The sequence below is a fragment of the Mesorhizobium calcicola genome (genome assembly GCF_042682105.1).
In the GTDB taxonomy this organism is placed as follows: Bacteria; Pseudomonadota; Alphaproteobacteria; order Rhizobiales; family Rhizobiaceae; genus Mesorhizobium; species Mesorhizobium calcicola.
The window spans coordinates 1-24335 of sequence record NZ_JBHUGY010000077.1; the positions used below are offsets into that span (position 1 = coordinate 1).

Consider the following 24335-nt stretch of genomic DNA (forward strand, 5'->3'; position numbering starts at 1 on the left):
TCGGCCCTCTCATGGCATCGCGACTGTCGGCCATCCAGACCGGTATGACGGTATGACCAGATGCGGCGGCGTGTCAGTGTATTCTCTGGATGCGCGCCTGCGACCTCCCAGCCGCGGTCTGTCACGCCGCGTCAGCCGTGCTGCAGCGCTGTCGGACGCGAGTCCAACTCGCGCGCGCGGCACAGCGACTGATGGCGCCGGTGGAGCGCCTTGTCCAGTGTCAGGATTGCCGGCTTTCTCGCTCTCTGCAAACGGTCGTGCGCACGCCTTGCGCAGGTCATCGGCTCGTGGAGCTGCGACAGCAGGCGCGTACGCTTGCATCGCGCTCGTCTGGGCGCATCCGAGCCAAGCCGCTACGCGTGTCGCCTGCCGACCCTCGCCTGCGTTCGCGGGCGAGCGGGCGATCTGCGTTGAGCAGCCGTTTTCGGCCGCCAATGCTCCAGCACAGTGGCTGCGCTCGGCGCCACCTGGCAGCGAGCCGCGCGCGTGCGCGCCTCGCGCTTCGCGCCGCAACCCTCTCATGCACAAAGTGCACGACGCAGCGCGCAAGACGTGCGCGATCGCTGGGCGTCACATGGCCGCGGACTGTGCGAGCTGCATTGCCGGCGCCCAGATGCCAGAGCGCGTCTGCAGGCAGCATTTCGCGCTGCGGCGAAGTGCCGCCGAGGTCTCCGCATCGCTGTGGCAGCGATGCGCTGCGTGCGCGCGCCTCATCGCAGGGCGGCGCTGGCACACGCGACGCGACAATTCGCCGCCGCGCCTTTGCGGACAACTCGGCTAGCGCATTGCGTGGCTGCAGTCTCACACAAACAGATGCTGCGCTGTCACGCCGTGCGCGCGCGTGTTGCGCTCAGACCTCGCTCGCCGGCGAAGCGCCATGTTGCGGCCTCGGCCGCGCGCCTCCTCGGCCTGGCGCAGGACGACGCATCGATATGCGCGTAGAAGCGGTGTTTGCGGGCAGCGGGGCAAAGCGTGTAAGTGGGAGGGGTGAGAGGACTAATCGAGCGCACGGCCGTGGTGTTGCGGCCGACATTGCCGGATCCGAGCCAGCCCTTTTCCAGCACCGCGACATTGGTGATGCCATGTTCCTTGGCGAGATAATAAGCCGTCGCCAGCCCGTGGCCGCCGCCACCGATGATGATGACATCATAGGACGCCTTCGGATCCGGCTTGCGCCAGGCCGGTTTCCAGTCCTTGTTTCCCTTGAGCGCATTCGCGAGCAGCGAAAAGGCCGAGTACTCTGCCATCATTGTCATCCGGTTCGGGCGATGCCGCAGACTATAGAGCAGGGCGCACCTGCAAAGCCAATATTGCGCCATCGCCTTTCGACTGGCCGACGCCTGGTCAAGCGATTGGATAGGGTCGGCGATCGGATACGACGGCTTGCCCCATGATATGGCCGTCTTTATCAAGGACAGGCTTTCAAATTGCCTTTGCCGCCCATGAGTCGCCGCCAAATCATGCTTTTCCGATTGCTTCGCCTCATTTTGATCCTTGCGCTCGTTGTCTCGGCGCCGCCTTCGTTCGACGTGATGGCGCAAGCGCTCGGCCAGGGCGCCGCCGGATTGATCACCGATCAGCAGAAAGTCATTCAGGGCCTGACGGCCAAGACTGACGATCTCGAGAAGAAAATACAGCAGGACGGTGAGGACGATGCCTCACTCGTTGATATCCGTCTGCAACTGGAGGAGATGTCGCGTGCGGCACTTACCAGTGCGCTGGCGTTCCGTTCGCGCCTTACCGACATCAACAATCGGGTCGAAACGCTTGGCCCGCCGCCAGCGGCGGGGCAGCCGCAGGAGCCCGACATTGTGACCGGCGAACGCCAGGCGCTGGCGTCGGAAAAGGCCGAGATCAACGCAGTCGTCGCCAGCGCGCAGAACCTGTCGATTCGCATCAGCGGGCTGATCGAAAAGATAGGCAACATGCGCAGCGCGCTGTTCCGCAACCTTTTGACCAAGCGCTACGTGCTGTCCGATGCCTTGAGCCCGCAGGTCTTCTCGGATGCCACGGACGAATACGCCAATTTGTACAAGGCGGTGTCGTCCTGGCTGAGCTTCGCTTTCAAGTTCAAGTTCCAGGCCGTCCTGGCCGCGACCTTCGTGGCGCTCGGCCTGGCGCTGGTGCTGCTGGTCGGCGGCCGGCGCCTGTTCGGGCGGGTGTTCGAAGCCGATCCCGCCAACGAAGACCCGTCCTATCTCAGCCGTCTGTCGGTGGCCTTCTGGTCGACCTTGCTGCCGACGCTGGCGGTCGGAGTATTTCTCGCTTCCACGGTGTTCTTTTTCAACTATTACAATGTGTTGCGCGGCGACATCGGCGTCTTCCTGAATGCGCTGGCGGCCGTCATCGGAGTGGTGTTCTGCGTCAACCGGCTGGCCAATGCGGCGCTCGAGCCGCGGCTGCCGAACTGGCGGCTCATTCCCGTCGAAACCGGCCCGGCGCGCTGGCTGGTGCGGCTGACGACCGCCATGGCCGTGGTCATCGGCGTCAACTATTTCCTGTCGATCGTCAACGACAAGATGGGCTCGCCGCTGTCGCTGACCATTGCCCGCAGTTTCGTCGCCACCATAGTCGTCGGCGTCATCCTGATCCTGATGGCGATGCTGAGGCCGTTCAAGGCGCGTGACGGAAGCTGGCGGCCGTGGCCGGCATGGCTGCGCTATACATCGCTTGCACTTGGGCTGTTCACCATCGTTGCGGCGCTGCTCGGCTATATCGGCCTTGCCCTGTTTGTCTCGCTGCAGGTCGTCGTCACCGGCACCGCCCTGATCACCGCCTATATCGGCTTCCTGTCGGCACGGGCGATCGGCGAGGAGGGTGCTTTCGCCAACACGTCCGTCGGCCGCTGGCTGTCCGCCAATTCGAGCTACGAGGATACAGCACTCGACCAGCTCGGCCTTGTCGTCAGCGTCGCCATCAATCTGATGATCGTGCTGGTGTTCCTGCCGCTGATCCTGTTGATGTGGGGCTTCCAGCCCGGCGACATCCAGGCCTGGGCCTACAAGCTGGCAACCGGGATCAATATCGGTTCAGTGACGATTTCGGTCACCGGCATTCTTTCCGGTATCGTCGTCTTCATCATCGGCTATTTCCTGACGCGCTGGTTCCAGGGCTGGCTCGACGGTTCGGTGATGGCGCGCGGCAAGGTCGATACCGGGGTGCGCAACTCGATCCGGCTGGCGGTCGGCTACGCCGGTGTTGCGCTGGCGGCACTCGTCGGCATCTCGGCGGCGGGCATCGACCTGTCCAGTCTTGCGCTCGTCGCCGGCGCCCTTTCCCTCGGTATCGGCTTTGGTCTGCAGAATGTGGTGTCCAATTTCGTCTCCGGCCTGATCCTTTTGGCCGAGCGGCCATTCAAGGTCGGCGACTGGATCGTCGCCGGCGATGTCAGCGGCACCGTCAAGAAGATCAGCGTGCGCGCCACCGAGATCGAGACGTTTCAGCGGCAGTCGGTGATCCTGCCCAATTCGAACCTGATCAACAACGCCGTCGGCAACTGGACGCACCGCAACAAGCTCGGCCGCGTCGACATCAAGGTCGGCGTCGCCTATGGCAGCGACGTCAAACAGGTTCACGCCATCCTGCTGGACATCGCACGCAGCCACCCGCTGGTGTTGAAGAACCCGGAACCTTTCGTGCTGTTTTCCAATTTCGGCGCGGCGGCACTCGAATTCGAGATCCGCGTCTTCCTGGCCGATGTGATGAACGGTAATATCGCGCAGAACGACATCCGTTTTGCCGTGCTTGAGAAATTCGGCGGCGAGCACATCGAGATTCCCTCGACGCCGCGTGCCGTCGTCGAGGTTCACAAGCCCAAGGCCTGGCCAACCGACGACGACAAGATCGAGGCCGATTTCGCCGAGCAGGAGCAGGCCAAGGTGGAAGCCGCGGCCGAGGCGAAGCGGCTTGCCAAGTCGGGACGCAAGGTGCGCAAGCCGGACCCCGACTAGGGGGCCGACAGTCCAACTGGCGTTCGAACGGGCGCGCTCGCAATCGCCCAAAGCCAATTGCGGCATGAATGCGGCATTCAGTTGCGGTTCAGCTTCCGTCTCATATAAGCTTCCATGCAAAGGCAAGAACGCCTTGCGAATGCAACAGAGGCGGTGGGAACACCGATATTGCAACATGTGGAAGTCTCTCGTCGCTGCCGTCGCCCTGGCCGCCGCCATCGGCTCGGCCCATTCCGCCAGCGCGGTCAACAAGGACGCCGAGACCCGCACGCTGGTCGTGACCGAGGGCGGCAGCAAGTCCGAACTGGCGCTGGCCGCTGGCGAAACCGTCGAATTCTGCCCGAACGGCTGCTTCGTCACCTTGCCGAATGGCGATCTCGAAGCCCTGACCGGCTCGGAAACCGTCGAGATCTCGGGCGGCGTCGCCCGTATCAAGTAATTCCGACCGCATGACAGGAAAGGCCGGGCATTCGCTCGGCCTTTTATCGTTTCCGGTAGTAGTTGTTTAACAATGACGCCGGAAATACCGCCATGGCAGCCGCCTGCAACCGGACGTTTTAACGTTCGCTACGCCATCCCCCGCTATACCAGCTTCAAGACGGCGAAACGCGGCGCGCAACGAGGTCCGTTTTCCGGATCATACGCTGGCAGGGCAGAACGGACATGGATGCGCGGTCGGACAGGAACGCAATACCGCTTGCGGTCGATCTCGACGGCACGCTGATCGCGACCGACCTGTTGTGGGAAGGGCTATTCATCCTTCTCAAGAAGAACCCGCTCTATATATTTCTCGTGCCTTTCTGGGCTGCCGGCGGACCGGCCCGGTTGAAGCAGGCGATCGCCCAGCGCATCGACATCGATCCGGCATCACTGCCCTATCGCGAAGCGCTGCTCTGCCGTCTCCGGACCGAGCACGCCGAAGGCCGCAAGATCGTGCTGGCGACCGGCACGCCGCGCAAATTCGCCGACGCTATCGCTGACCATCTCGGCATTTTCGACCGGGTGCTGGCCACCGACGGTCCCGACAATCTCACCTCCGGCAAGAAGCGCGCCTCGCTGGTCGCGGCCTATGGCGACGCGGGCTTCGACTATGCCGGCAACAGCCGCCACGACCTCCAGGTCTTCGACGCCGCGCGCACGGCAATCGTCGTGGCGCCCGACCGTCACGCCGCGCGCTGGCAGGCCGCACATGGCGCCGAGACGATGGCGACGCCAAAGCCGACATCGCGGACCATCATCAAGATGCTGCGCGTGCATCAGTGGCTCAAGAACTCGCTGATCGCCGTGCCGATGGTGCTGTCGCATGAATATTTCAACACCGACATGATCTGGGAATGCCTGCTGGCGTTCGTCTCGTTCAGCGCTGTGGCGTCGGCCATCTACATCCTCAACGATTTCTTCGATCTCGCGCTCGACCGCAAGCACGCCACCAAGCGCAACCGGCCGTTCGCCAGCGGCGCGCTGTCGATCCCGTTTGGTCTCGGCGCGATCGCGGTGCTGCTGGCAACCGGCATCGGCACCGGGTTGCTTTTGCCGCCCGAATTCCTGGCCGTGCTTGGCGGCTACATGGTGGTCACGACAGCCTATTCGTTATCGTTCAAGCGCATGCTGCTTGTCGACGTGCTGACGCTCGCCGGCCTCTACACGATCCGCGTCCTGGCGGGTGCGGCCGCGACCGGTGTCGACGTCTCGTTCTGGCTGCTCGCCTTCTCGATCTTCTTCTTCCTGTCGCTGGCGCTGGTGAAGCGCTTTGTCGAACTGCGCACCACCGCCATCCCGCCCGGCGAGCGCATTGCCGGGCGTGGCTATCGTACTGAAGACCAGGAGATCGTCGCCCAGGCCGGTATGGCTTCGGCCTTCTCCTCGGCGCTGGTTCTGGCGCTCTACATGGACAGCGTCGCGGTGCGCGAGCTTTATCCGCATCCGTGGCTGATCTGGCCGCTGGCGCCGATCGTGCTTTATCTCACCATGCGCGTCTGGATCCTGGCGCGCCGCGACGAGATGCATGACGACCCCGTCGTCTTCATCATCCGCGACTGGCGCAGCCAGATCGTGGTGCTGATCGGCGCGGTGATGCTGGTCATCGGAGGCTGGTAGGCATGGCCACTGAGCGCTTCCCAAGCTTTGGCCTTGCCACGCCGCCGGCGCCGCGCGCAATCGACGCCGAGGACGGCATTGCGCTGCTGAAGGGCGGCCAGGCGAAGCCAGGGTCGCTGCTCGCCTATGGCAATGGCCGCTCCTACGGCGATTCCTGCCAGAACGAGGCCGGCACGGTCATCGATATGCGGCCGCTGAACCGAATCCGCGCCTTCAATGCCGAGACAGGCCTTCTCGAAGCCGATGCCGGCGTTCTGTTGTCGGACATCATCGCACACGCTGCCCCTCACGGCTTTTTCCCGGCGGTTGTTCCGGGCACCCAATTCGTCTCGCTCGGCGGTGCCATCGCCAATGACGTGCACGGCAAGAACCATCATCGGCGCGGCACCTTCGGCTGCCATGTCGAGACCTTGACGCTGCTCAGGTCCGACGGAAAGATCCGTCGCTGCTCGGCGACCGACAATGCGCGGCTGTTTCGGGCGACGATCGGCGGCCTGGGGCTGACCGGCCTGATCCTGTCGGCCTCGATCCGGCTGATGCGGGTGCATTCGCTCGACATCGTCGAGACGGCGACGCCGTTTCGCGATCTCGGCGAATTTTTCGGGTTGGCCGAGGCGGCCGACCGGGCCAATGAGTATGCGGTCGCCTGGATCGACCAACTCGCCGGCGGCCGCAACAGCGGTCGCGGTTTGCTGTTCACCGGCAATCATGCCGAGCACGGTTCGCATGCGGCCTCGCGTGCAGGCGGCAATCTCTCGGTGCCGGTCCAGCCGCCGTTCAATGTGCTCAACCGGCCGTTCCTGACCGCCTTCAACGCCGCCTACCGCTGGAAGAAGGGCCGGTCTGCGGCTCCGCGACAGGTCGGATACCAGGGCTTTTTCTTTCCGCTCGACGGCGTGCGCGACTGGAACCGGCTTTACGGGCCGAAAGGCCTTTTCCAGCAGCAGAGCGTGGTGCCGGAAGAGACGGCGCGCGAGGCGGTGCCGGCGCTGCTGGCGGCTGCCAGGCGAGCCGGGCAGGGCTCGTTCCTCACGGTGCTGAAGCGGTTCGGCTCCATCCGCTCGCCGGCGCTGCTGTCGTTCCCGCGTCCCGGTTACACGCTGACACTGGATTTCCCCAACAGGGGAGTGGCGACGCTGGCGCTGTTGCGGGAACTCGATCGCATCACGATCGAGGCCGGCGGCGCGGTCAATCCCTACAAGGATGCCCGCATGGGCGCCGACATCTTCGCTTCGTCCTTTCCCGAATGGCAGCGGCTGGAGGCGTTGCGCGATCCCGCCTTCATGTCGTCGTTCTGGGCGCGGACGGCAAAGAAGCTCGACATGCGGCGCGGCACGGTCGAGGCCGCGGAATAGATAAAATTTGAAATACTCTTGGTTGGGGCATCGCTAAATCCACGGTTCATTCAAAACATTCTTGTGGCTTCACGAAATGTTTGCGGGTTTGTAGTAGGAAGTGTGAAGGGGTGGCTGGGAACACATGAAATACATCGTCTTCATTCTCTTTACGGTCATGACCAATGCCGCCGCGCAGCTGATGCTGAAGCAAGGCATGATGTCGCTCGGTCCGATCTCCTTCGAGGGCGTCAATCCGCTGGTCAAACTGTTGCAGATCGTCTTCAGCCCCTGGGTGTTCCTTGGCCTGTGCACCTTCGTCATCTCGATGGCCTCGCACCTCTACGTGCTGTCCAAGGTCGAGCTTTCCTTCGCCTATCCGTTCCTTAGCCTCGCTTATGTTGCCGTCGCCATCTTCGCCTATTTCGTCTTCCGCGAGGACCTCAATGGCTGGCGCATCGCCGGCATTGCCTGCATCTGCGTCGGCACCGTGCTGATCGCCCAAAGTGGACGAGACTTGGGTGGGCGCGGCCATGACGCGGAAACGGCTTCCCTTTCGTCCGACAAGATTCACAGCGAGATCATTCGATGAGACATGTGATTTTCGGCGGCGACGGTTTCGTCGGCCGCCACCTTGCCCCGAAGCTTGTGGCCGATGGTGAAGAGGTTGTCGTCGCCGATATCGCCAGGAGCGACCTTTCGCATTACCGCAATGTCCGCTTTATCCAGTGTGACGTCACCGATCCGGCCTCGGTCGCCGCGGTGGGGCTCAAGGCCGACGACATGGTCTACAATCTGTCGGCCAAGATGCTGTCGCCGATCCAGGTGCGTGCCAAGCGGCACGATTTCTTCTTCCCGGTGAATTTCCACGGCACCGAGCACATCATGCAGGCCATGGACAAGGCCGGCGCACCCAAGCTCGTCCACTACACGACCGACATGATCTATGGCCACACGGTGACCCAGCCGATGACCGAGGACCATCCTGTCGCGCCGCTTGGCGAATATGGCTGGTCGAAGCAGAAGACCGAGGAACTGGCCGCCGAATGGCGCAAGCGCGGCATGTCGATCTCACTGTTTCGCCCGCGCCTGATCATCGGCCCCGGCCGGCTCGGCATTCTGGAAAAACTGTTCAAGCTGATCGACTGGAATTTTCCCGTTCCGATGATCGGTTCGGGCAGGAATCCCTACCAGTTCATCTCGGTGTTCGACTGCGCCGAGGCCGCACGCGCCGCCTGGAAGGCCGGCGTGCCTGATGAGGCCTACAATCTCGGCTCGCTCAACCCGCCGCCGGTCAAGAAACTGCTTGGCGACCTGATCAGGCATGCCGGCTCGAAATCGATCCTGATCCCGACACCGGGCTGGGCGGTGAAGCGCACGCTCGACCTGCTCGACCTCTTGAACATGCCGATCATGGATCCGGAGCAGTATCTGATCGCCGACGAGGAATGCGTGCTCGACGTCTCCAAGGCCGAGCGCCAGCTCGGCTGGGTGCCGCAATATCGCGACGAGGACATGCTGATCGCCGCCTACAGCGAGTACCGCGCCAAGAAGGCCGGTCATGCCGTCGCCACCAAACATGTGCCCGCCGAATAGCGGGTTCGCAAAACAGCTTTCGTTGCGCAACGATCCTGGTCATGCGCACAGACAGGAGATTGAAATGACCGTCATGGCCAAGCCCGAACAGACGAGCGCGCGCACCATGGTCAGCGCGCCGGCGCTGTCGCCCGTAACCATCGCCAAGCCCGACCTGATCAGCGTCGAGCAGGCCAAGGCGATGGACATTGCGCGCATGACCGACCTGTTCAAGGCGCATCTCAACCCCGGCCAGCTGCATTTCATGAAGTTGCTCGGTTTCCACAAGATCAAGATCGAGCGTGCCGAGGGCATGTTCTACGTCGACCAGAACGGCCGCAAGATCCTCGATTTCTTCGGCGGCTTCGGTTCGCTGGCCTTCGGCCACAACCATCCGCGCATTCTGGAAGCACGGAAGCAATTCCAGGAGGAGAAGCGCCAGGAAATCGCCATCGCCTTCATGTCGCAATACGCGGCAGCCCTGGCACACAACATCGCCAAGTGTTCGCCCGGCGATCTCGACATGGTGTTCCTCGGTTCGTCCGGTTCGGAAGCGATGGAAGCGGCGGTGAAACTTGCCGAGCGTGCCGCCGGCCCGAAGCGGCCGAAAATCGTCTATGCCGAGAATTCCTTCCACGGCAAGACCAAGGGCGTTCTGGGCATCACCGACGGCCAACTCTACCGCGCCGACTTCAAGATGGCGGACAATACGGTCCGCATTCCCTTTGCCGACATCGAGGCGGTCGAGCGCCTGTTCCGCTCCGACCCGGAGGTCGGCGTCATCGTGCTCGAAACCATCCAAGGCGGCGGCGGCATCATCCAGGCGCCTGCCGAATACTGGCAGAAGCTGCGCGCGCTGTGCGACCAGTACGACGTGCTGTGGGTCGCCGACGAAGTGCAGTGCGGCTACGGCCGCTCGGGCCGCTTCTACGCCTTCGAGCATTACGGCGTCGTTCCGGACGTGACGGCGCTGGCCAAGTCGCTTGGCGCCGGCAAGGCGGCGGTCGGCGCGATGATCGCGCGGCGCGAGGTGTACATGAAGGCCTATGGCACACCGAAGACGGCGATGATCCACGCCATGGCGACCTTCGGCGGCATGGGCGAGGCCTGCGTCACCTCGATCGAGGGGCTCAACGTGCTCTATGACGAAGGGCTGATCGACAACGCTGCCGTCACCGGGGATTACCTGCTGCAGCGGCTGCAGGCGCTTAGGGATAAATACCCCAAGATCATCAAGGACGTGCGCGGCAAGGGTTTCATGGTCGGGCTGGAGTTCCACGATTTCTCGCAGACCTTGCCGATGGTGCTGAGGCCGATCGTCAGCGTGCTCGACGACAAGCTGAAGGGGTCGCTGTCGGGTTTTGTCGGGGCGCTGCTGCTGCGCGACTACGGCGTGCTCGTCGCCTTCACCGAATACAACCGCAACGTCATCCGGCTCGAGCCGCCGCTGATCTGCCAGCGCGAGCATGTCGACCGCTTCGCCGATGCCTTCGACAGCCTGCTGTCGCGCGGCATCGTGTCGATCGTCAAGGATTTCGTCAAAAGCCAGGTCCGTTAAAGCGAAGGTCGTCGAGCAAGACCATGCTGACCAAGTCTCCCGCTGCGAAAAACCCACTCGATCGGCTCACCGAGGCCGGCCTGGCCTGGGGCGAGGGAACCTATGCGCGGCTGGCAGCACCCATCGGCGCGGCGGCTTTCGCGCTCTACATCCTGTTGATGGCGTTCACGGCATGGGTGATGCCGGACGCCAACTGGGACATGCTGCCCTATCTCGCCGTCGCCGAGGAGGGCGCCTATCCCGACGCGCAGGCGCTGCACGACTATGCCTACGGCACCGTCCAGGCCGGCGTGTCTGCGGGCGACTACAAGACGCTGACCGACGATGGCGGCGGTTTCCGCAGCCATATGACGGAGAATGCCGCCGACTTCCATTCGCTGCTTGGCATGTACAGGATCAAGTTCCTCTATGCCGAGATCCTGTCGACGATGAGTTCGGTGATGTCGCCGGTCGAGGCGATGCGGCTCGTCTCGGTGCTCTCCGTGCTGCTGTTCGGCGCGATCGCGCTGCTCTGGCTGCGTTCGGAGCAGGCATTGGGGTTGGCGCCGGTGGTCGGCGCGGTGCTGATCATGGCCGATTTCAGCGATGCGGCGCGCGCCTCGACGCCTGATCTGTTGTGTTCGGCATTGTTCCTCGGCGGGCTCTACGCCTATGTCCGCGGCCGCGAGGTGGCAACGGCGGTGCTGCTCTTCCTCGCCTTCATGGCACGGCCCGATAACATTGTTTTCCTGGCGATTTTCGCCGTGCTGCTGGTCGCCTTCCGGCAGAAGGCCTGGGGTGCCTTGGCCGGCTTTGCGGCGTCCTTCGTCGCCTATTTCGCCATTTCGCACTGGGCCCATCACCCCGGTTGGTGGCCGCATCTGTGGTTCTCCAGCATCGAACAGCACTACAATATGGACGGGTTCGAGCCGCCATTCTCGGTCCTCGCCTATCTCAGGGCGTTTGCGACGTCGCTGCTGCGCGCCGTCAGCCTGAACAGCTGGGTCGGCGTCTCGGTGCTGGCACTGGCCGGCTGGTATGCGGCTGGCCGCGCCGGCTTCCGCCTCGAGCGTCGTGCCGGCATATTGTTCGCGGCGCTGGTGCTCGGCGTGCTGGCAAAATTCGCTGTCTTCCCGATCCACGATACCCGCATCTATTTCCCCAATCTGATCCCGCCCTTCCTGCTGCTGGCGCCGCCCTTCATGGCGCTGTGGGCGACAATAGCCCGTGGCCAGCATCGCGCTGCCTTGCACGTCATTGCCGGAGACAAGTCATGAGTTCCCTATCCAGCCTGGCGCGCGTTGCCCTTTCGCTCGGTCTTCCCAGCGGGCTTCTCGATCGTGGGCCGTCGCTGCGTGGAACGAAGTTCCTGGCCAAGGCGGCGCTGAAGGCGCGCTTCGGTGGGGCGGGGCGACCGTTCCAGATGGTCAATGTCGGCGCCTGCGACGGCGCGCTTTTCGATGACGTCACGCCGTGGCTGCACCGCATAGCTGGCGCACGCGCCATGCTGGTCGAGCCGATCCCGTACAATCAGAAACGTCTGCGCGCCAACTATCCCGACAGGAACCGCTTTGTTATCGAGCCGGTGGCGGTGACCAAGGCAAAGGGCACGATCACCGTCCACACCTTCGATGCCGCCGCGCTCGAGGCTGGTACGCTGCCGATCGAGTTCATCGGCTGCTCGTCGGTCACCGACACCAACCTGATGTCAGGCAAGAATGCCTGGGGCGAGGCTGACGCCAACTTCAACAAGTTCGCGCCGCATCTGAGAGATATCGAGGTGTCTTCGGAAACGCTGCAGACATTGCTCGACCGCAACGGCATCAGCCATATCGACGCCTTCCTCGTCGATTGCGAGGGTGCCGACTGGATCGTCTTCGAGCAGCTCGACCTCAAGCGCTATCGCCCCGGCATGATCAAGGTCGAGGTTGGTGCGCTGCCGGCCGCCGAGATCGGCCAGGTCGTGGTCAAGCTGAAGACGGCAGGCTATCAGGTCGGCTTCCAGGCAGAGGACATCTGGGCGTTTGCCTGAACTGGGCTTTCGAGCGAAAAGAGAGCCGCCCAACGCGCGCGATGTGAACCATTCTATCGCCTGGTCGCTCGGCTTTTTGCGACGCATCGCCCCGAAAATCGGAACCGATTTTCGGAAAGGACGATGCGCATTTAAATTGTTAGAGCGTACTTTGCGCGTCCTGATGGACGCGCGTCGCTCTAATGTCGCAAACAGGCTTCATCAGCCACACCGCTCCGCCCTATAGTCCGCCCGTTTTATCACTTTGGAGTCGCGGGCAATGGCAGAGTTTCCGAAAAAGGCGAAGGTCGTCATCGTCGGCCTGGGCGGCATTGTTGGCGCATCGATCGCCCATCACCTGATCGAACGCGGCTGGAACGATATTGTCGGCATCGACAAATCAGGCATCCCGACCGACATCGGCTCGACGGCGCACGCCTCCGACTTCTGCTACACGACCAGCCACGATTTCCTGTCGTGCTGGACGACGCTCTACTCCATCGATTTCTACGAGAAGATGGGCCATTACGCGCGCATCGGCGGCCTCGAAGTGGCTCGCGTCGGCGACGACAGCCGCATGGACGAGATCAAGCGCAAGATCGCCTCGGCCAAGGCATTTGGCACGCGCGCCCGGCTGATCGAACCGGCCGAGATCAAGGAAAAATTTCCGCTGATCGAAGAAGCGATGGTGCAGGGCGGCCTGTGGGACCCCGACGCCGGTCTCGTCATCCCGCGCTCGCAGACCGTAGCCGGCAAGCTGGTCGACCAGGCGGAAGCCTCCGGCAAGCTCAAATCCTTCGCCAACACGCCGGCCAGGTCGCTCGTCGTCAAGGACGGCCGCATCACCGGCGTGGTGACCGATCGCGGCACCATCGAGGCCGACTATGTCGTGGTCTGCGCCGGAATTTGGGGCCGGCTGATCGCCGAGATGGTCGGCGAGGACCTGCCGGTCATGCCGATCGACCATCCGCTGACCTTCTTCGGCCCGTACAACGAGTTTGCCGGTACCGGCAAGGAGATCGGCTGGCCGCTGCTGCGCGACCAGGGCAACTCAGCCTATATGCGCGACACCGGCGATCCCAAGACCGCCGAAGGCGGGCAGATCGAATGGGGCTATTACGAAGAGACCAATCCGCGCCTTTGCCATCCGCGCGACCTGCTGGAGAAGGACCAGGCCCGGCTTTCACCGTCGCAGCGCGATCTCGACATGGAGCAGATCCTGGCGCCGCTCGAACGCGCCATGGAACTGACGCCGATCCTGGGCGAACTCGGCTATAACGAAGGCCATTCCTTCAACGGCCTGCTGCAGGTGACGGCGGATGGCGGCCCGTCCATGGGCGAAAGCCAGAAGGTGAGGGGCCTGTGGTATGCGGTCGCCATCTGGGTCAAGGACGGGCCTGGCATGGGCAAGCTGATCGCCGACTGGATGACCGACGGCCGCACCGCGATCGACCATCACGCCATCGACTATGCGCGCTTCTATCCGCACCAGACGAAGGAGCAGTTCATCTGGGACCGCTGCACCGAGACGGCGATGAAGGTTTACAATCCGGCGGTCCACCCGCGCGAACCGTTCTCCAAGGCCCGCAACATCAGGCGGTCGCCGTTCTGGGAGCGCGAGAAGGAACTCGGCGGCTATTTCATGGAATTGGGCGGCTGGGAGCGCGCCCACGGCTATGCCGCCAACGAGCATCTCTTGGAGAAATACGGCAACCGCGTGCCGGTGCGCGAGAACGAGTGGGACAACCGCCATTTCTGGCGTGTCTCCAATGCCGAACACCTCGCCATGAGCGAGGATTGCGGCATCGTCAACCTGTCGCACTTCTCGATGTATGACGTCGAAGGACCCGACCATGTCGCGTTGCTGGAATGGCTGTGCGCGGCCAAGATCGGCGGCGACAACAACATCGGCAAGGGCATCTACACCCACTTCCTCGACGAGGAAGGCATGGTGCGCGCTGACTTTACCGTCATCCGCATGGCTGATCGCTGCCGCGTCATCGATGGGGCGGATGCCGGCCCGCGCGACTTCCAGTACATGCGCCGCACGGCGCAGGACAAAGGCTTCGATGTCACCATCACCGATGTGACCGAGAAATTCGTCACCATCGGCATCTGGGGTCCGAACGCCCGGGCGACACTGCAGAAGGTGGTCGAGAATCCGGACGGGCTATCCCTGGAAAACTTCCCCTTCGCGGCGATCAAGCCGGTTCGGATCGGCGGCAAGGACGTCACCGCTTTCCGCATTTCCTACGTCGGCGAGCAAGGCTGGGAACTGCATATGCGCTACGAGGACGGCCTTGCCGTCTGGGACGCCTTGCGCTCGACCGGCGTGATGCCCTTTGGCGTCGAGACTTATGCCAACACCCGCCGCATGGAAAAGAGCCTGCGCCTGCAGAATGCCGACCTGCTGACCGAGTACAATCTGCTCGAAGCCGATCTTGCCCGCCCGAAGGTCAAGGAGAACGATTTCTGCGGCAAGGCAAAGCATGTCGAATACCGCGCCCGCGAGCACCAGCCGGCCATGCTGTGCACGCTGGTGATGACCGAGAATGTCGATTCGAAAGGCGTTGCCCGCTATCCCGTCGGCACGATGCCGGTGATGGACCCGAAGACGGGCGAAACACTTGTCGACGAACTCGGCCGCCGGTCCTTCACCACCTCGATGGCCTTTGGCCCGACCATCGGCAAGAACATCGGTCTCGCCTACCTGCCATGGGCCCATGCCCAGGGGGGTCGCAAGCTCACCATCGAGTATTTCGGCGAAACATACCCGGTCGAAGTCGCCGCGGTCGGCTACAAGCCGCTCTATGACCCGGAGAACCTCAAACCGCGCAGCTGATGGCTGGGCAGGACGCGAAGCAGCATGAATGAAAAGCCCGGCCAGCCGCCGGGCTTTTCTCTTTTTAAACGGGCGAATCTCGCATACCCTTGCGGCATGTCTGCTTTTTCTTGTGCAAGACATGTCTTGTCGGGGGGCGCCGCGCTGGCTCTGATGCTCTGGCTGACGCCGGCGTCCCTGGCGGACGAACCGGTCGATGTCGAGCTGGTTCTGGCCGTCGATGTTTCACTGTCGATGTCGGCGGACGAACTCGAGATCCAGCGTCACGGCTACGCCGCGGCGCTGACGCACGACAACGTGCTGCAGGCCATAGCCGATGGTGCCTATGGCAAGATCGCCGTCACCTATGTCGAGTGGGCCGGCACCACCTGGCAGCGCGTCATCGTTCCGTGGACGGTGATCGCCAGCCGCGCCGACGCGGAGCGGGTGGTTGCGCAATTGTCCGCCCAGCCGCCCGGCAGCGCGCGACGCACCTCGATCTCCGGCGCGTTGGAGTTCGGCGGCGATCTTTTCGCCGAGAGCGGCTACCAAGGGACGAAGCGGGTCATCGACATTTCGGGCGACGGCCCCAACAACCAGGGCGCGCCGGTCAACCTCACCCGTGACGAGCTGATCAAGCAAGGCATCGTCATCAACGGCCTGCCGCTGATGACCCGAGGCGGCTTTTCCGGCGCCTACGACGTCAACAATCTCGATCGCTACTACAGCGACTGCGTCATCGGCGGTCCCGGCGCCTTCATGATCCCGGTCAACGACTGGACGCAATTTCCCGAAGCCATCCGCCGCAAGCTGGTGCTGGAACTTGCCGGTCCGGCTTCGCCGCAATGGGCGAAGGAAGAGGCCGATCATCCGCCGGTGGTATTGGCGCAGGACCAGCCCGCCACCGATTGCCTGGTCGGCGAGAAGATGTGGCGCAACCGCAGCTGGATGTTCGACAGCCACTAACTCGTCTCGCCGGATCCAAGTATTGGCAAAATGGTCAGGCCGCGCTATCCAGCCGCTGAGGGGCCGCGGTCAAAACCCGAGGAAACATCAGATGAGACGTCTTGCCATCCTGACTGCTGTCGCGTCCGTGCTTTGCGCTGACGGCGCCAGCGCCCAATACAATGACGAGCCTGCCTGCATCCTGTTCGAGCACGCGAATTTTCGCGGCCGAACGCTGGAGATGGAGGCTGACGATGCGGTGAGTTTTCGCGGTGGCCAGTTCTGGAACGACCGTGTGTCGTCGGTGTTCGTGCGCCGCGGCTGCACGCTCATCGCCTACGAGGACGCGCGCATGGGGGGAGATTCGATCGAAATCAGGCGCAGGGTCCGCAATTTCGCTGATGGCGACTGGAACGACCGCATCTCGTCGGCGGAGTGCACTTGCAACGACTACTGAAGCCGCGTCGGATTTTCGGCGGTTGGCTGCCGTTTCGGTGACCGCCGCCGATCCAGTGGGTTAACGGCGCCGGTTTGCCATGCACCTCACCATCCTGTTCATTGACAAGCCGATTGGCGTCTGTGAGACAATTTCCTCAGAGAAAACAAAAGGGGAACTGACATGACCAGGATCGCCGTTCTAGCCGCAACATTGACGCTTGCCGCCGGCTTGTCCGCGCCGGCGACGGCCGCCACCTCGGTCACCATCGGCATCAGCGGCTGGACCGGCTTCGCTCCGCTGACGCTTGCCAAGCAGGCAGGCCTGTTCGAGAAGCACGGGCTCGATGTGACCTTGAAGAAGGTGCCGCAAGCGAGCCGGCCGCTCGCCATCGCCAGCGGCGACCTGCAATGCGCCGCCACCACGGTCGAGACCTGGCTTGTCTGGAACGCCAGCGGCGTCACCACCAAGCAAATCTTCCAGCTCGACAAATCCTATGGCGCAGACGGCATCGTCGCCCGCAACGACATCAAGACCGTCGCCGATCTCAAGGGCAAGAACGTCGCGTCCTCGGCACCGGGCACGTCGCCCTATTTCATGCTTGCCTGGGTGCTGAACAAGAACGGCATGTCGACCAAGGATGTGACCGTCGTCAATCTGGAGCCGGACGCGGCGGCGCAGGCCTTCCTTGCCGGCCAGAACGACGCCGCCGTCACCTATGAGCCGTTCATCTCTTCAGTGCGCGACAAGTCCGATCAGGGCCACATCCTGGCGACCACGCTCGACTACCCGATGGTGCTCGACACGGTCGGCTGCACGCCCGAATTCCTCAAGGCCAATCCCGACGCCGCCAAGGCGCTCGCCGACAGCTATTTCGAGGCGCTCGACCTGATCAAGAAAGATCCGCAGAAATCCTACGAGATCATGGGCGCCGATGTGAAACAGTCGGCCAAGGAGTTCGAGGATTCGGCGAAGTACCTGAAATGGGCCGACCGGGCGGAGAACAAGCAGTTCTTCACCAAGGAATTCCAGGATTTTTCCAAGACCGCCGGCGATCTTCTGCTGCAGATGGGGCTGATCAAGCAAGCCCCCGACGTCAACACGCTGGCCGACACCAGCGCGGTGTCGAACTGACAGCCCGACCTTTGACCATCTTGCGGCGGCGCCTGGCGTCGCCGCTTTCTCCCGGACAAGTGACGATTTGAAGATGGGGACGATTTGAAGATGCGCCCCTTGCATCCAGTCTCGCCTGGCATCCGAACCGTGCTCGGCATTTCCTTCTTCGTGCTGTTCGTTGCCTTCTGGGCGTGGATCACGCTTGGCGGCCACGTCAATCGCATCTTCCTCGCCGATCCGCTGGCGATGCTCCGGGACGGCTGGCGGCTGCTGGTCGAGGATCGCTTCTGGCTCGACATACTGATCACCATCTGGCGGGTTTTCGGAGGCTTCCTGTTGGCGTCGGTCGTCGCCGTGCCGCTCGGCATTGCCATGGGCGCCTGGAAGCCGGTGGAGGCGTTCCTGGAGCCATTCGTCTCCTTTGCCCGCTACCTGCCGGCCTCGGCCTTCATTCCGCTGCTCATCCTATGGGCCGGCATCGGCGAGCTGGAAAAACTACTGGTCATCTTCGTCGGCTCGGTGTTCCAGATCATCCTGATCATCGCGGTCAAGGTTGGCGGCACGCGGCGCGACCTGGTGGAGGCGGCCTATACGCTGGGCTCCACCAACAACGGCATCGTCAGCCGTGTGATCATGCCGGCCAATGCGCCCGAGATCGCCGAGACGTTGCGGCTGGTGCTCGGTTGGGCGTGGACCTATGTCATCGTCGCCGAACTGATCGGCTCGTCCTCGGGTATCGGCTACATGATCATCAACAGCCAGTCGCGGCTGGCGACTGGCCAGATCATCTTCGGCATCATAGTCATCGGTCTGATCGGGCTGTTGTCCGATTTTGCCTTCAAGGCCTTCAACCGCTGGCTCTTTCCATGGAGCCTGGCGTGAGCAAGCTGCTGATCGAGGGCGTCTCGCGCACTTTCGCCGGCGTGCGCGGCGGGCAGCCGGTCAAGGCCTTGATGCCGGTCGACCTGGCGGTCGCCGCCAACGACTTCATCACCATCCTCGGTCCATCGGGCTGCGGAAAGTCGACACTGCTCAGAATTGTCGCCGGCCTCGAAGCGCCGAGCGAAGGCCGCGTGCTGCTCGACGGCAAGGCGGTGACCCGGCCGGGGCCCGATCGCGGCATGGTCTTCCAGTCCTACACGCTGTTCCCCTGGCTGACGGTCGCGCAGAACATCGCCTTCGGCCTGCGCGAGCGCGGCATGCCCGAAAAGGAGCGGGACGGGATCGTCGCTTCCTATGTCGATCTCGTCGGCCTGAAAGGGTTCGAGAACCATTGGCCGAAGCAGCTTTCCGGCGGCATGCAGCAGCGCACGGCGATCGCCCGCGCGTTGGCCAACGATCCAGAGATCCTGTTGCTGGACGAGCCGTTCGGCGCGCTCGACAACCAGACCCGAGGTCTGATGCAGGAACTGCTGCTCGGCATCTGGGAGCGCCGCAAGAAAACGGTGCTGTTCGTCACTCACGACATCGAGGAGGCGATCTTCATGGCGTCGCGCGTGATCGTGATGACGGCCCGGCCCGGCCGCATCAAATCGGATGTCGCCATCGACCTGCCGCATCCGCGCCACTACACGCTGAAGACGAGCCCGGAATTCTCGGCGCTGAAGGCACGGCTGACCGAGGATATCCGCGTCGAGGCGATGCGCACGGCGCAAACACAGCCGGCCTAGGCTTTGACCCGGAGCGAACCTACTCAGGCCGCCAGCAGCTGCTTGCGGTCGACGCGCTCCTGCTGCGGCGAGCGGGCGTAAAGCTCGCGGTAGCATTTTGAGAAATGCGAGGCCGAGACGAAGCCGCAGGCGACCGCCACCTCGACCACCGGCATCGACGACTGGATCAGCAGATGCCGGGCGCGGTCGAGCCGGATTTCGAGATAGTAGCGGGCAGGGGAGCGTCCCATCTCGGTGCGGAACAGCCGCTCGATCTGGCGGCGCGACAGGTCGACATGGTCGGCGATCTCGATCAGCGACAGCGGCTCGGACAGGTTCGCCTCCATCAGTTCGATGATGGTCAGCACCTTCGAGTTCTGCACGCCGAGGCGGGCGCGCAGCGGCAGGCGCTGGCGGTCGGTCGGGCTGCGCACGCGGTCGGTCAGGACCTGTTCGCAGACGCGGTTGACGAGGTTTTCGTCGAAATCGTCGCCGATCAGCTTCAGCATCATGTCGAGTGCGGCGGTGCCGCCGGCGCAGGTGTAGATGTTCTGGTCGATCTCGAAGAGGTCGGCAAAGACATTGGCCTTCGGGAACGCCTCGGAAAAGCCCGGCAGGTTCTCCCAGTGGATGGCGCAGCGCTTGTTGGACAGAAGGCCGGCGGCGGCGAGGATATGCGCACCGGTGCACAGGCCGCCGACGGCAACGCCGCGATTGTACTCCTCGCGCAGCCAGGCGAAGGCCGACTTGTTCTGGTAACGCTCGACATTGACGCCGCTGCAGACGATGGCAATGTTCGGCCGGTCAGGGCCCGCCATCTTCTTGCGCTCTTCCTCCAGCGAGGTGTTGACCGCGCATTCGACCCCGTTCGAGGCACGGACAGGCTTGCCGTCGATGCTGGCGAGACGCCAGCGATAGGCCTCATAGCCCAGCATGCGGTTGGCCGAGCGCAGCGGGTCGAGCGCGGTCGCAAAAGCGATCATGGTGAAGTCGGGGACAAGGAAGAATACAAACGATCGCTTGATCGGATGCTTTACGGCGTTCAAGGGAACCTCACACAGCCATGACGCGAACAGGATGTCGCGAATAGCATAGCGACATCAGGAAAAACCATGTTTGTCAATCGGCTAAGTAGTCAGGACACGATTATATTTGCGACATAGGTCGCAAATGGGCAATCGACGGACAGCGAGCCCTGCAAGCGGCGCCCAATTGTTCATGGGACCGGCAAAATTACGCCTTGCGGCGAAACAAAAGCGCCGCCTTGGCTGGAACCAGGCGGCGCTACAGTTTAAAAGCAGCGGCAGGGAAGCGCTGCCTGTAAAAACATTCAGGCGACGAAGCCGAGGCGCGCCGCAGCCATCGCACCGGTCTGGCCGGGCATGGTGTTGGCAAGGCGCTGACGCTCGAGAGCGGTGGTCAGGTTCATTTCGCGGCGGGCGAAGAGGCGGGCAAAAAGCTTCATGATCATCTCCATTTGTTGCTCAGACGGGTCGCCTTCGCTTGATGGAGTGGGGCAGCTCGTTTGCTGGCGCTGATATAGGCCTGTGTAAGCAGAAACTAAATCGCAAAAGCGAAGCGCTTGATATGAAATGCGACACCGATTGCGACAATTTTGGGCAACGTGCTCGAAATTTGCGATTGTTTACAAGGCGCTAATTGGGAAAATGGATCGCTATGCGGCTTGCTCATATGCGTCATGCGCTGGCGACATGGCTCCAAAACTCATTTGAATACAAATAAAATAGAGAAGGCCTGCCGGGCGGCTTGCGCGGCAGGCCTTCAGCACATGGTACACACGATCTACTTTGCTCCAGCCCAGGACCCGACGCCATTGCGAATGCCGGTCTTGGTGTCGGCAGCTTCAGGCCAGCCGATATCCTTCTGCAGTTCGATCGGCAGGGAGTGGATGGCGCGTTCGGTCTGGTAGCGGGCGCGGGCGGCGCTGAATTCGGTCGCGATCCGACCGATGGACGACAGGATAGACATTTCTTTCTCCTTTGGTGCTGGCGGATGCCAGACGGTGGTTTGGTTACGTCGCTTTTGTTTCAACCTCATTTCATGTCGATTGCAGGTTTGTGTCGTGGTCGTTTCGGAGCCACTTCCAATGCGTCCTGCCTCGATGGTGTTGACTATCCTCCCAATCTGATGTTCAATCAAACGAAATGGAATGATGCTTTGTATCAGAAAAATTGAAGGTCACTTCCCATGAACGCCCCGCTCAATCATCCGCTGCCACTGCTCGATCTCGACGTCTTGCGTACTTTCGTGGCGATTGCCGAGACCGGCAGCTTCACCACCGCCGCCAATGCCGTCTTCCGCACCCCGTCCGCCGTCTCCATGCAGATCAAGAAGCTGGAGGATATTCTCGGCCGCTCGGTGTTCGCGCGCGACGCGCGCTCCGTATCGCTGACCACGGATGGCGAAATGCTGCTCGGCTACGCCCGGCGGCTGCTGTCGATCAACCGCGAGGTGGTGTCGAAGTTCATCATTCCCGAGATTGTCGGCGTTGTCCGGCTCGGTTCGCCGGATGACTATGGCGAGCGCGTGCTGCCGCATGTGCTGAAGCGCTTCGCGCAGTCGCATCCGTCGATCGCCGTCGACGTCACTATCGACCAGAGCAGCAATCTGCGCCGGCGCATGGACGACCGGGCGCTCGACATCACGCTCTTGACCAACTCCTACAAGACCAGCGCGCTCGGCGCCGAGGTGCTGCTCACCGAGCCGATCGTCTGGGCCGGCGCCAAGGGCGGCTGTGCGCATCTGCGCGAACCCTTGCCGGTGTCGCTCTGGGAAGAGGGCTGCGCCTGGCGGGCAGGCGCACTTGAAGCGCTTGGCCGCGAAGGCCGCAACTACCGTATCGCCTATATGAGCGCGCACACGGCCGGCCAGCGCGCCGCGATCATGTCCGATCTCGCCGTGGCGCCGCTGCCGAAGTCATTCCTCGGCAACGACATGGTCGAACTCTGCCCGAAGGACGGCATGCCCGACATCGGCACCTACAATCTGGCGATGGTGGTGGCGCCGGACGCCAGCGCGCCGGTCAAGGCCGTTGCCGACCATATCCGCGCGACCTTCGAAGTGTTCCGGGAAACCGGCAAGTTCTGATGGACCTGCTGTGAGCCGCGTTTCAGTGCTCAGCGATCTTATCACATGTGCGAAGCCGATTGATGTTCTGGCTGCAATCCTAAGCGACCTGGGTTGGTCGGAGACGCCAGTAGTCGTCCTGACCGCTGATCATATTTTGAGTGTGCTCTGACGGTTCCAGGCAGGAGAACTCACCGCTGCGGACGTGGAGGCCTGGGCAGACCTGATCGAATGCAGGGAAGATATCGACTACCAGCCAGAGCGAGATGAAGAAATACTGGAAGCAATTTTCGTGCTGGCCAATCCGGTCTTGAATGGTTCGCCAGATGAGGCCTTGGCCGACCAGGTGATCGCCTCGATCTCGGCTTGACCAAAGGTTTTTTCCCCGGCCAGGAAGGTCACTATGCTGTCGCGCGCACGCCGTGCTTCAGGCATGTCGATCAGTGGCCAGACGTGGAACATACCTTCCTCGTAGACGACCTCGACCTCGACGCCGACGGCGCGCGCCTTTTGCGCGAAGATCAGATTGTCAGGACTGAGGAGGTCGTGCGAGCCGGTTAGGAGCAGCGTTTTCGGCAGCACCGAGAGGTCGCCATAGAGAGGGCTGATGTGCCAGTCGCTTCGGTCGAAGTCGGCGCTGTAAAGCCGGACTGCCTCCATCCCGCCCGAAATGCCCAGCCAGGGGTCGCGGCGTTCGGCCTCGAACACTTCGGGGTTGGAAAGCGACATGTCGAGGCCGGGCGAAATCAGCACATGGCGCGACGGCAGTGGCAGGGCCTGTTCCGCGGCCATCATGGTCAGCACGACGGCCATGTTGCCGCCGGCAGAATCGCCCATGAAGACAATGTCTTCGGCCTCCGTCTCGTCGAGCATCTGGCGGTAGACGTCGCCGACCATGCCGAACATGGCGTGGAAATCGTGTTCGGGTGCGATGGGATAGATCGGCACGGTGATGCCGTAACCCAGCCGGTCGGCCATGTCGGCGATCAGGTGCCAATGATAAGGCGTGATTTCAAAGACATAGGCGCCGCCGTGCAGATAGAGAATTCGCCTCCGCTCGCCGGCCTTGGGGGCGATTTCGTAGACCGGAAAGCCGTCGACGGTGCGTGTCTCGATGTTGAAACGCTGATGCAGCGAAGCCGGTGGATGATGATCCTCCGTCTTGCGCGCAGCAGCGATCCAGCGCTGCAGGTTTTCCGGGCTGGAAAACGCCTTCTTGCGGCTGTGCCGGAGCACAAAGGACACGACGTGGCTTTTCAAACTTGGCATGCGGATACACGAACTTCGGTTGCAGCCGACTAAGAGAATTCCCCTCTCTTGCGAAGATCGTGCCGCGGCCGAAAATGTCAAGTTTTACGCTATGTCTACACGGTGGTGTGATCCGCGCCGCGCTGGTCAGCGACGCGGCAGAAGTGCGGCGCGCAGCCTGTTGCTGGCAACCGCCGGGGGCTTGCGAGTTCCCCGGCGTGCTCCGAGCAATTTGCATTTGTCGGCGAAGGTCATCAGCGCGCCGTACCCAGAAGCAGCGAGACGAGCGCGGCCTGCGGGTCGTTCGGCGGCGATGCCGGCCAACCGATGTCCTTCTGGACATGTGCCGGCAGGTTGTTCATGGCCCGGATCGACTTCTTCCTGTCGTGGGCAATCTTGATGGCCACACCATAGCGGCCGAGGCTTTCGAACATCGACATTTTGGTTTTCTCCGGAAGGTCACTGCGGCAGGAAGACATTTCCGGCCGGCCTTCGATAGCGGCTTAAATGCGCCGCGCATGTTTCCAGC

The 24335-nt window shown here is 62.7% G+C and carries 21 protein-coding genes and 1 pseudogene; 16 read left to right on the forward strand and 6 right to left on the reverse strand.

Annotated elements, in window-relative coordinates; genetic code table 11:
• Positions 1-932 precede the first annotated feature (932 nt).
• A pseudogene (locus tag ACFSQT_RS37705) lies at positions 933-1247 on the reverse strand (FAD-dependent oxidoreductase); the annotation flags it as partial.
• A 213-nt stretch (positions 1248-1460) separates the two neighbouring features.
• On the opposite strand from ACFSQT_RS37705, the gene ACFSQT_RS37710 reads away from it, so the two are divergent.
• From ACFSQT_RS37710 to ACFSQT_RS37780, 15 genes are all read left to right on the forward strand, one after another.
• Positions 1461-3950, forward strand: a complete 2490-nt coding sequence (locus ACFSQT_RS37710) for a mechanosensitive ion channel family protein (protein WP_379017397.1) — start codon at positions 1461-1463, stop codon at positions 3948-3950.
• Positions 3951-4125: 175 nt separating this feature from the next.
• Positions 4126-4389 (forward strand): hypothetical protein, encoded by a 264-nt coding sequence (locus ACFSQT_RS37715; RefSeq protein WP_379017396.1) that lies wholly within the window; start codon positions 4126-4128, stop codon positions 4387-4389.
• Between the two features lie 224 nt (positions 4390-4613).
• Positions 4614-6047 (forward strand): UbiA family prenyltransferase, encoded by a 1434-nt coding sequence (locus ACFSQT_RS37720; protein ID WP_379027089.1) that lies wholly within the window; start codon positions 4614-4616, stop codon positions 6045-6047.
• Positions 6048-6049: 2 nt separating this feature from the next.
• Positions 6050-7402 carry an FAD-binding oxidoreductase gene (locus ACFSQT_RS37725; RefSeq protein WP_379027090.1) on the forward strand — a complete coding sequence of 451 codons (1353 nt, stop codon included), beginning with the start codon at positions 6050-6052 and terminating at the stop codon, positions 7400-7402.
• A gap of 124 nt (positions 7403-7526) precedes the next feature.
• Complete coding sequence (locus tag ACFSQT_RS37730) at positions 7527-7973, forward strand: EamA family transporter (protein ID WP_379027091.1); 447 nt, start codon at positions 7527-7529, stop codon at positions 7971-7973.
• Entirely contained in the window at positions 7970-8977 is a 1008-nt protein-coding gene (locus ACFSQT_RS37735) for an NAD-dependent epimerase/dehydratase family protein (RefSeq protein ID WP_379027092.1), read from the forward strand. The genes ACFSQT_RS37730 and ACFSQT_RS37735 overlap by 4 nt, the downstream gene beginning before the upstream one ends.
• 106 nt (positions 8978-9083) lie before the next feature.
• The gene (locus ACFSQT_RS37740) at positions 9084-10514 is read left to right on the forward strand and encodes an aspartate aminotransferase family protein (RefSeq protein ID WP_379027150.1); all 1431 of its coding nucleotides are present in this window, start codon (positions 9084-9086) and stop codon (positions 10512-10514) included.
• 23 nt (positions 10515-10537) lie between these two features.
• A complete protein-coding gene (locus tag ACFSQT_RS37745; protein ID WP_379027093.1) occupies positions 10538-11770 on the forward strand; it encodes a hypothetical protein in 1233 nt (410 codons plus the stop codon).
• Complete coding sequence (locus ACFSQT_RS37750) at positions 11767-12525, forward strand: FkbM family methyltransferase (protein ID WP_379027094.1); 759 nt, start codon at positions 11767-11769, stop codon at positions 12523-12525. Before ACFSQT_RS37745 ends, ACFSQT_RS37750 begins: the two co-directional genes overlap by 4 nt.
• Before the next feature lie 259 nt (positions 12526-12784).
• Complete coding sequence (locus ACFSQT_RS37755; RefSeq protein WP_379027095.1) at positions 12785-15346, forward strand: GcvT family protein; 2562 nt, start codon at positions 12785-12787, stop codon at positions 15344-15346.
• 96 nt (positions 15347-15442) lie between these two features.
• Complete coding sequence (locus ACFSQT_RS37760; RefSeq protein WP_379027096.1) at positions 15443-16291, forward strand: DUF1194 domain-containing protein; 849 nt, start codon at positions 15443-15445, stop codon at positions 16289-16291.
• A 91-nt stretch (positions 16292-16382) separates the two neighbouring features.
• Positions 16383-16727, forward strand: a complete 345-nt coding sequence (locus ACFSQT_RS37765; RefSeq protein ID WP_379027097.1) for a peptidase inhibitor family I36 protein — start codon at positions 16383-16385, stop codon at positions 16725-16727.
• A 162-nt stretch (positions 16728-16889) separates the two neighbouring features.
• Complete coding sequence (locus ACFSQT_RS37770) at positions 16890-17840, forward strand: ABC transporter substrate-binding protein (RefSeq protein WP_379027098.1); 951 nt, start codon at positions 16890-16892, stop codon at positions 17838-17840.
• Between the two features lie 90 nt (positions 17841-17930).
• On the forward strand, positions 17931-18704 hold the full coding sequence (locus ACFSQT_RS37775) for an ABC transporter permease (protein WP_379027099.1): 774 nt from the start codon (positions 17931-17933) through the stop codon (positions 18702-18704).
• The gene (locus tag ACFSQT_RS37780) at positions 18701-19492 is read left to right on the forward strand and encodes an ABC transporter ATP-binding protein (RefSeq protein ID WP_379027100.1); all 792 of its coding nucleotides are present in this window, start codon (positions 18701-18703) and stop codon (positions 19490-19492) included. Before ACFSQT_RS37775 ends, ACFSQT_RS37780 begins: the two co-directional genes overlap by 4 nt.
• A 23-nt stretch (positions 19493-19515) precedes the next feature.
• Here ACFSQT_RS37780 and ACFSQT_RS37785 read toward each other — a convergent pair whose 3' ends face one another.
• The 3 genes from ACFSQT_RS37785 to ACFSQT_RS37795 form a co-directional block, all read right to left on the reverse strand.
• A complete protein-coding gene (locus ACFSQT_RS37785) occupies positions 19516-20454 on the reverse strand; it encodes a GlxA family transcriptional regulator (RefSeq protein WP_379027151.1) in 939 nt (312 codons plus the stop codon).
• 347 nt (positions 20455-20801) lie between these two features.
• Complete coding sequence (locus tag ACFSQT_RS37790; RefSeq protein WP_013894968.1) at positions 20802-20936, reverse strand: hypothetical protein; 135 nt, start codon at positions 20934-20936, stop codon at positions 20802-20804.
• Positions 20937-21274: 338 nt separating this feature from the next.
• The gene (locus ACFSQT_RS37795; RefSeq protein ID WP_184874366.1) at positions 21275-21460 is read right to left on the reverse strand and encodes a hypothetical protein; all 186 of its coding nucleotides are present in this window, start codon (positions 21458-21460) and stop codon (positions 21275-21277) included.
• A gap of 219 nt (positions 21461-21679) precedes the next feature.
• Here ACFSQT_RS37795 and ACFSQT_RS37800 point away from each other — a divergent pair, with 219 nt between their 5' ends.
• Positions 21680-22579: a LysR substrate-binding domain-containing protein gene (locus ACFSQT_RS37800; protein WP_095087339.1), complete on the forward strand. Its 900-nt coding sequence runs from the start codon at positions 21680-21682 to the stop codon at positions 22577-22579.
• Between the two features lie 228 nt (positions 22580-22807).
• Here ACFSQT_RS37800 and ACFSQT_RS37805 read toward each other — a convergent pair whose 3' ends face one another.
• Both ACFSQT_RS37805 and ACFSQT_RS37810 read right to left on the reverse strand, forming a co-directional pair.
• A complete protein-coding gene (locus ACFSQT_RS37805) occupies positions 22808-23827 on the reverse strand; it encodes an alpha/beta hydrolase fold domain-containing protein (RefSeq protein WP_379027101.1) in 1020 nt (339 codons plus the stop codon).
• 233 nt (positions 23828-24060) lie between these two features.
• Positions 24061-24246, reverse strand: coding sequence for a hypothetical protein (locus ACFSQT_RS37810; RefSeq protein ID WP_379027102.1), 186 nt, complete (start codon positions 24244-24246; stop codon positions 24061-24063).
• Positions 24247-24335 lie beyond the last annotated feature (89 nt).

Bases quoted from the DNA above. Each gene is read 5' to 3' on its own strand.
- ACFSQT_RS37715 (WP_379017396.1), top strand. From the start codon at position 4,126: ATGTGGAAGTCTCTCGTCGCTGCCGTCGCCCTGGCCGCCGCCATCGGC.
- ACFSQT_RS37785 (WP_379027151.1), bottom strand. From the start codon at position 20,454: ATGATCGCTTTTGCGACCGCGCTCGACCCGCTGCGCTCGGCCAACCGC.
- ACFSQT_RS37750 (WP_379027094.1), top strand. From the start codon at position 11,767: ATGAGTTCCCTATCCAGCCTGGCGCGCGTTGCCCTTTCGCTCGGTCTT.
- ACFSQT_RS37755 (WP_379027095.1), top strand. From the start codon at position 12,785: ATGGCAGAGTTTCCGAAAAAGGCGAAGGTCGTCATCGTCGGCCTGGGC.
- ACFSQT_RS37735 (WP_379027092.1), top strand. From the start codon at position 7,970: ATGAGACATGTGATTTTCGGCGGCGACGGTTTCGTCGGCCGCCACCTT.
- ACFSQT_RS37790 (WP_013894968.1), bottom strand. From the start codon at position 20,936: ATGAAGCTTTTTGCCCGCCTCTTCGCCCGCCGCGAAATGAACCTGACC.
- ACFSQT_RS37720 (WP_379027089.1), top strand. From the start codon at position 4,614: ATGGATGCGCGGTCGGACAGGAACGCAATACCGCTTGCGGTCGATCTC.
- ACFSQT_RS37740 (WP_379027150.1), top strand. From the start codon at position 9,084: ATGGTCAGCGCGCCGGCGCTGTCGCCCGTAACCATCGCCAAGCCCGAC.
- ACFSQT_RS37725 (WP_379027090.1), top strand. From the start codon at position 6,050: ATGGCCACTGAGCGCTTCCCAAGCTTTGGCCTTGCCACGCCGCCGGCG.
- ACFSQT_RS37765 (WP_379027097.1), top strand. From the start codon at position 16,383: ATGAGACGTCTTGCCATCCTGACTGCTGTCGCGTCCGTGCTTTGCGCT.
- ACFSQT_RS37770 (WP_379027098.1), top strand. From the start codon at position 16,890: ATGACCAGGATCGCCGTTCTAGCCGCAACATTGACGCTTGCCGCCGGC.
- ACFSQT_RS37745 (WP_379027093.1), top strand. From the start codon at position 10,538: ATGCTGACCAAGTCTCCCGCTGCGAAAAACCCACTCGATCGGCTCACC.
- ACFSQT_RS37710 (WP_379017397.1), top strand. From the start codon at position 1,461: ATGCTTTTCCGATTGCTTCGCCTCATTTTGATCCTTGCGCTCGTTGTC.
- ACFSQT_RS37760 (WP_379027096.1), top strand. From the start codon at position 15,443: ATGTCTGCTTTTTCTTGTGCAAGACATGTCTTGTCGGGGGGCGCCGCG.
- ACFSQT_RS37810 (WP_379027102.1), bottom strand. From the start codon at position 24,246: ATGTCGATGTTCGAAAGCCTCGGCCGCTATGGTGTGGCCATCAAGATT.
- ACFSQT_RS37805 (WP_379027101.1), bottom strand. From the start codon at position 23,827: ATGCCAAGTTTGAAAAGCCACGTCGTGTCCTTTGTGCTCCGGCACAGC.
- ACFSQT_RS37730 (WP_379027091.1), top strand. From the start codon at position 7,527: ATGAAATACATCGTCTTCATTCTCTTTACGGTCATGACCAATGCCGCC.
- ACFSQT_RS37775 (WP_379027099.1), top strand. From the start codon at position 17,931: ATGCGCCCCTTGCATCCAGTCTCGCCTGGCATCCGAACCGTGCTCGGC.
- ACFSQT_RS37795 (WP_184874366.1), bottom strand. From the start codon at position 21,460: ATGTCTATCCTGTCGTCCATCGGTCGGATCGCGACCGAATTCAGCGCC.
- ACFSQT_RS37800 (WP_095087339.1), top strand. From the start codon at position 21,680: ATGAACGCCCCGCTCAATCATCCGCTGCCACTGCTCGATCTCGACGTC.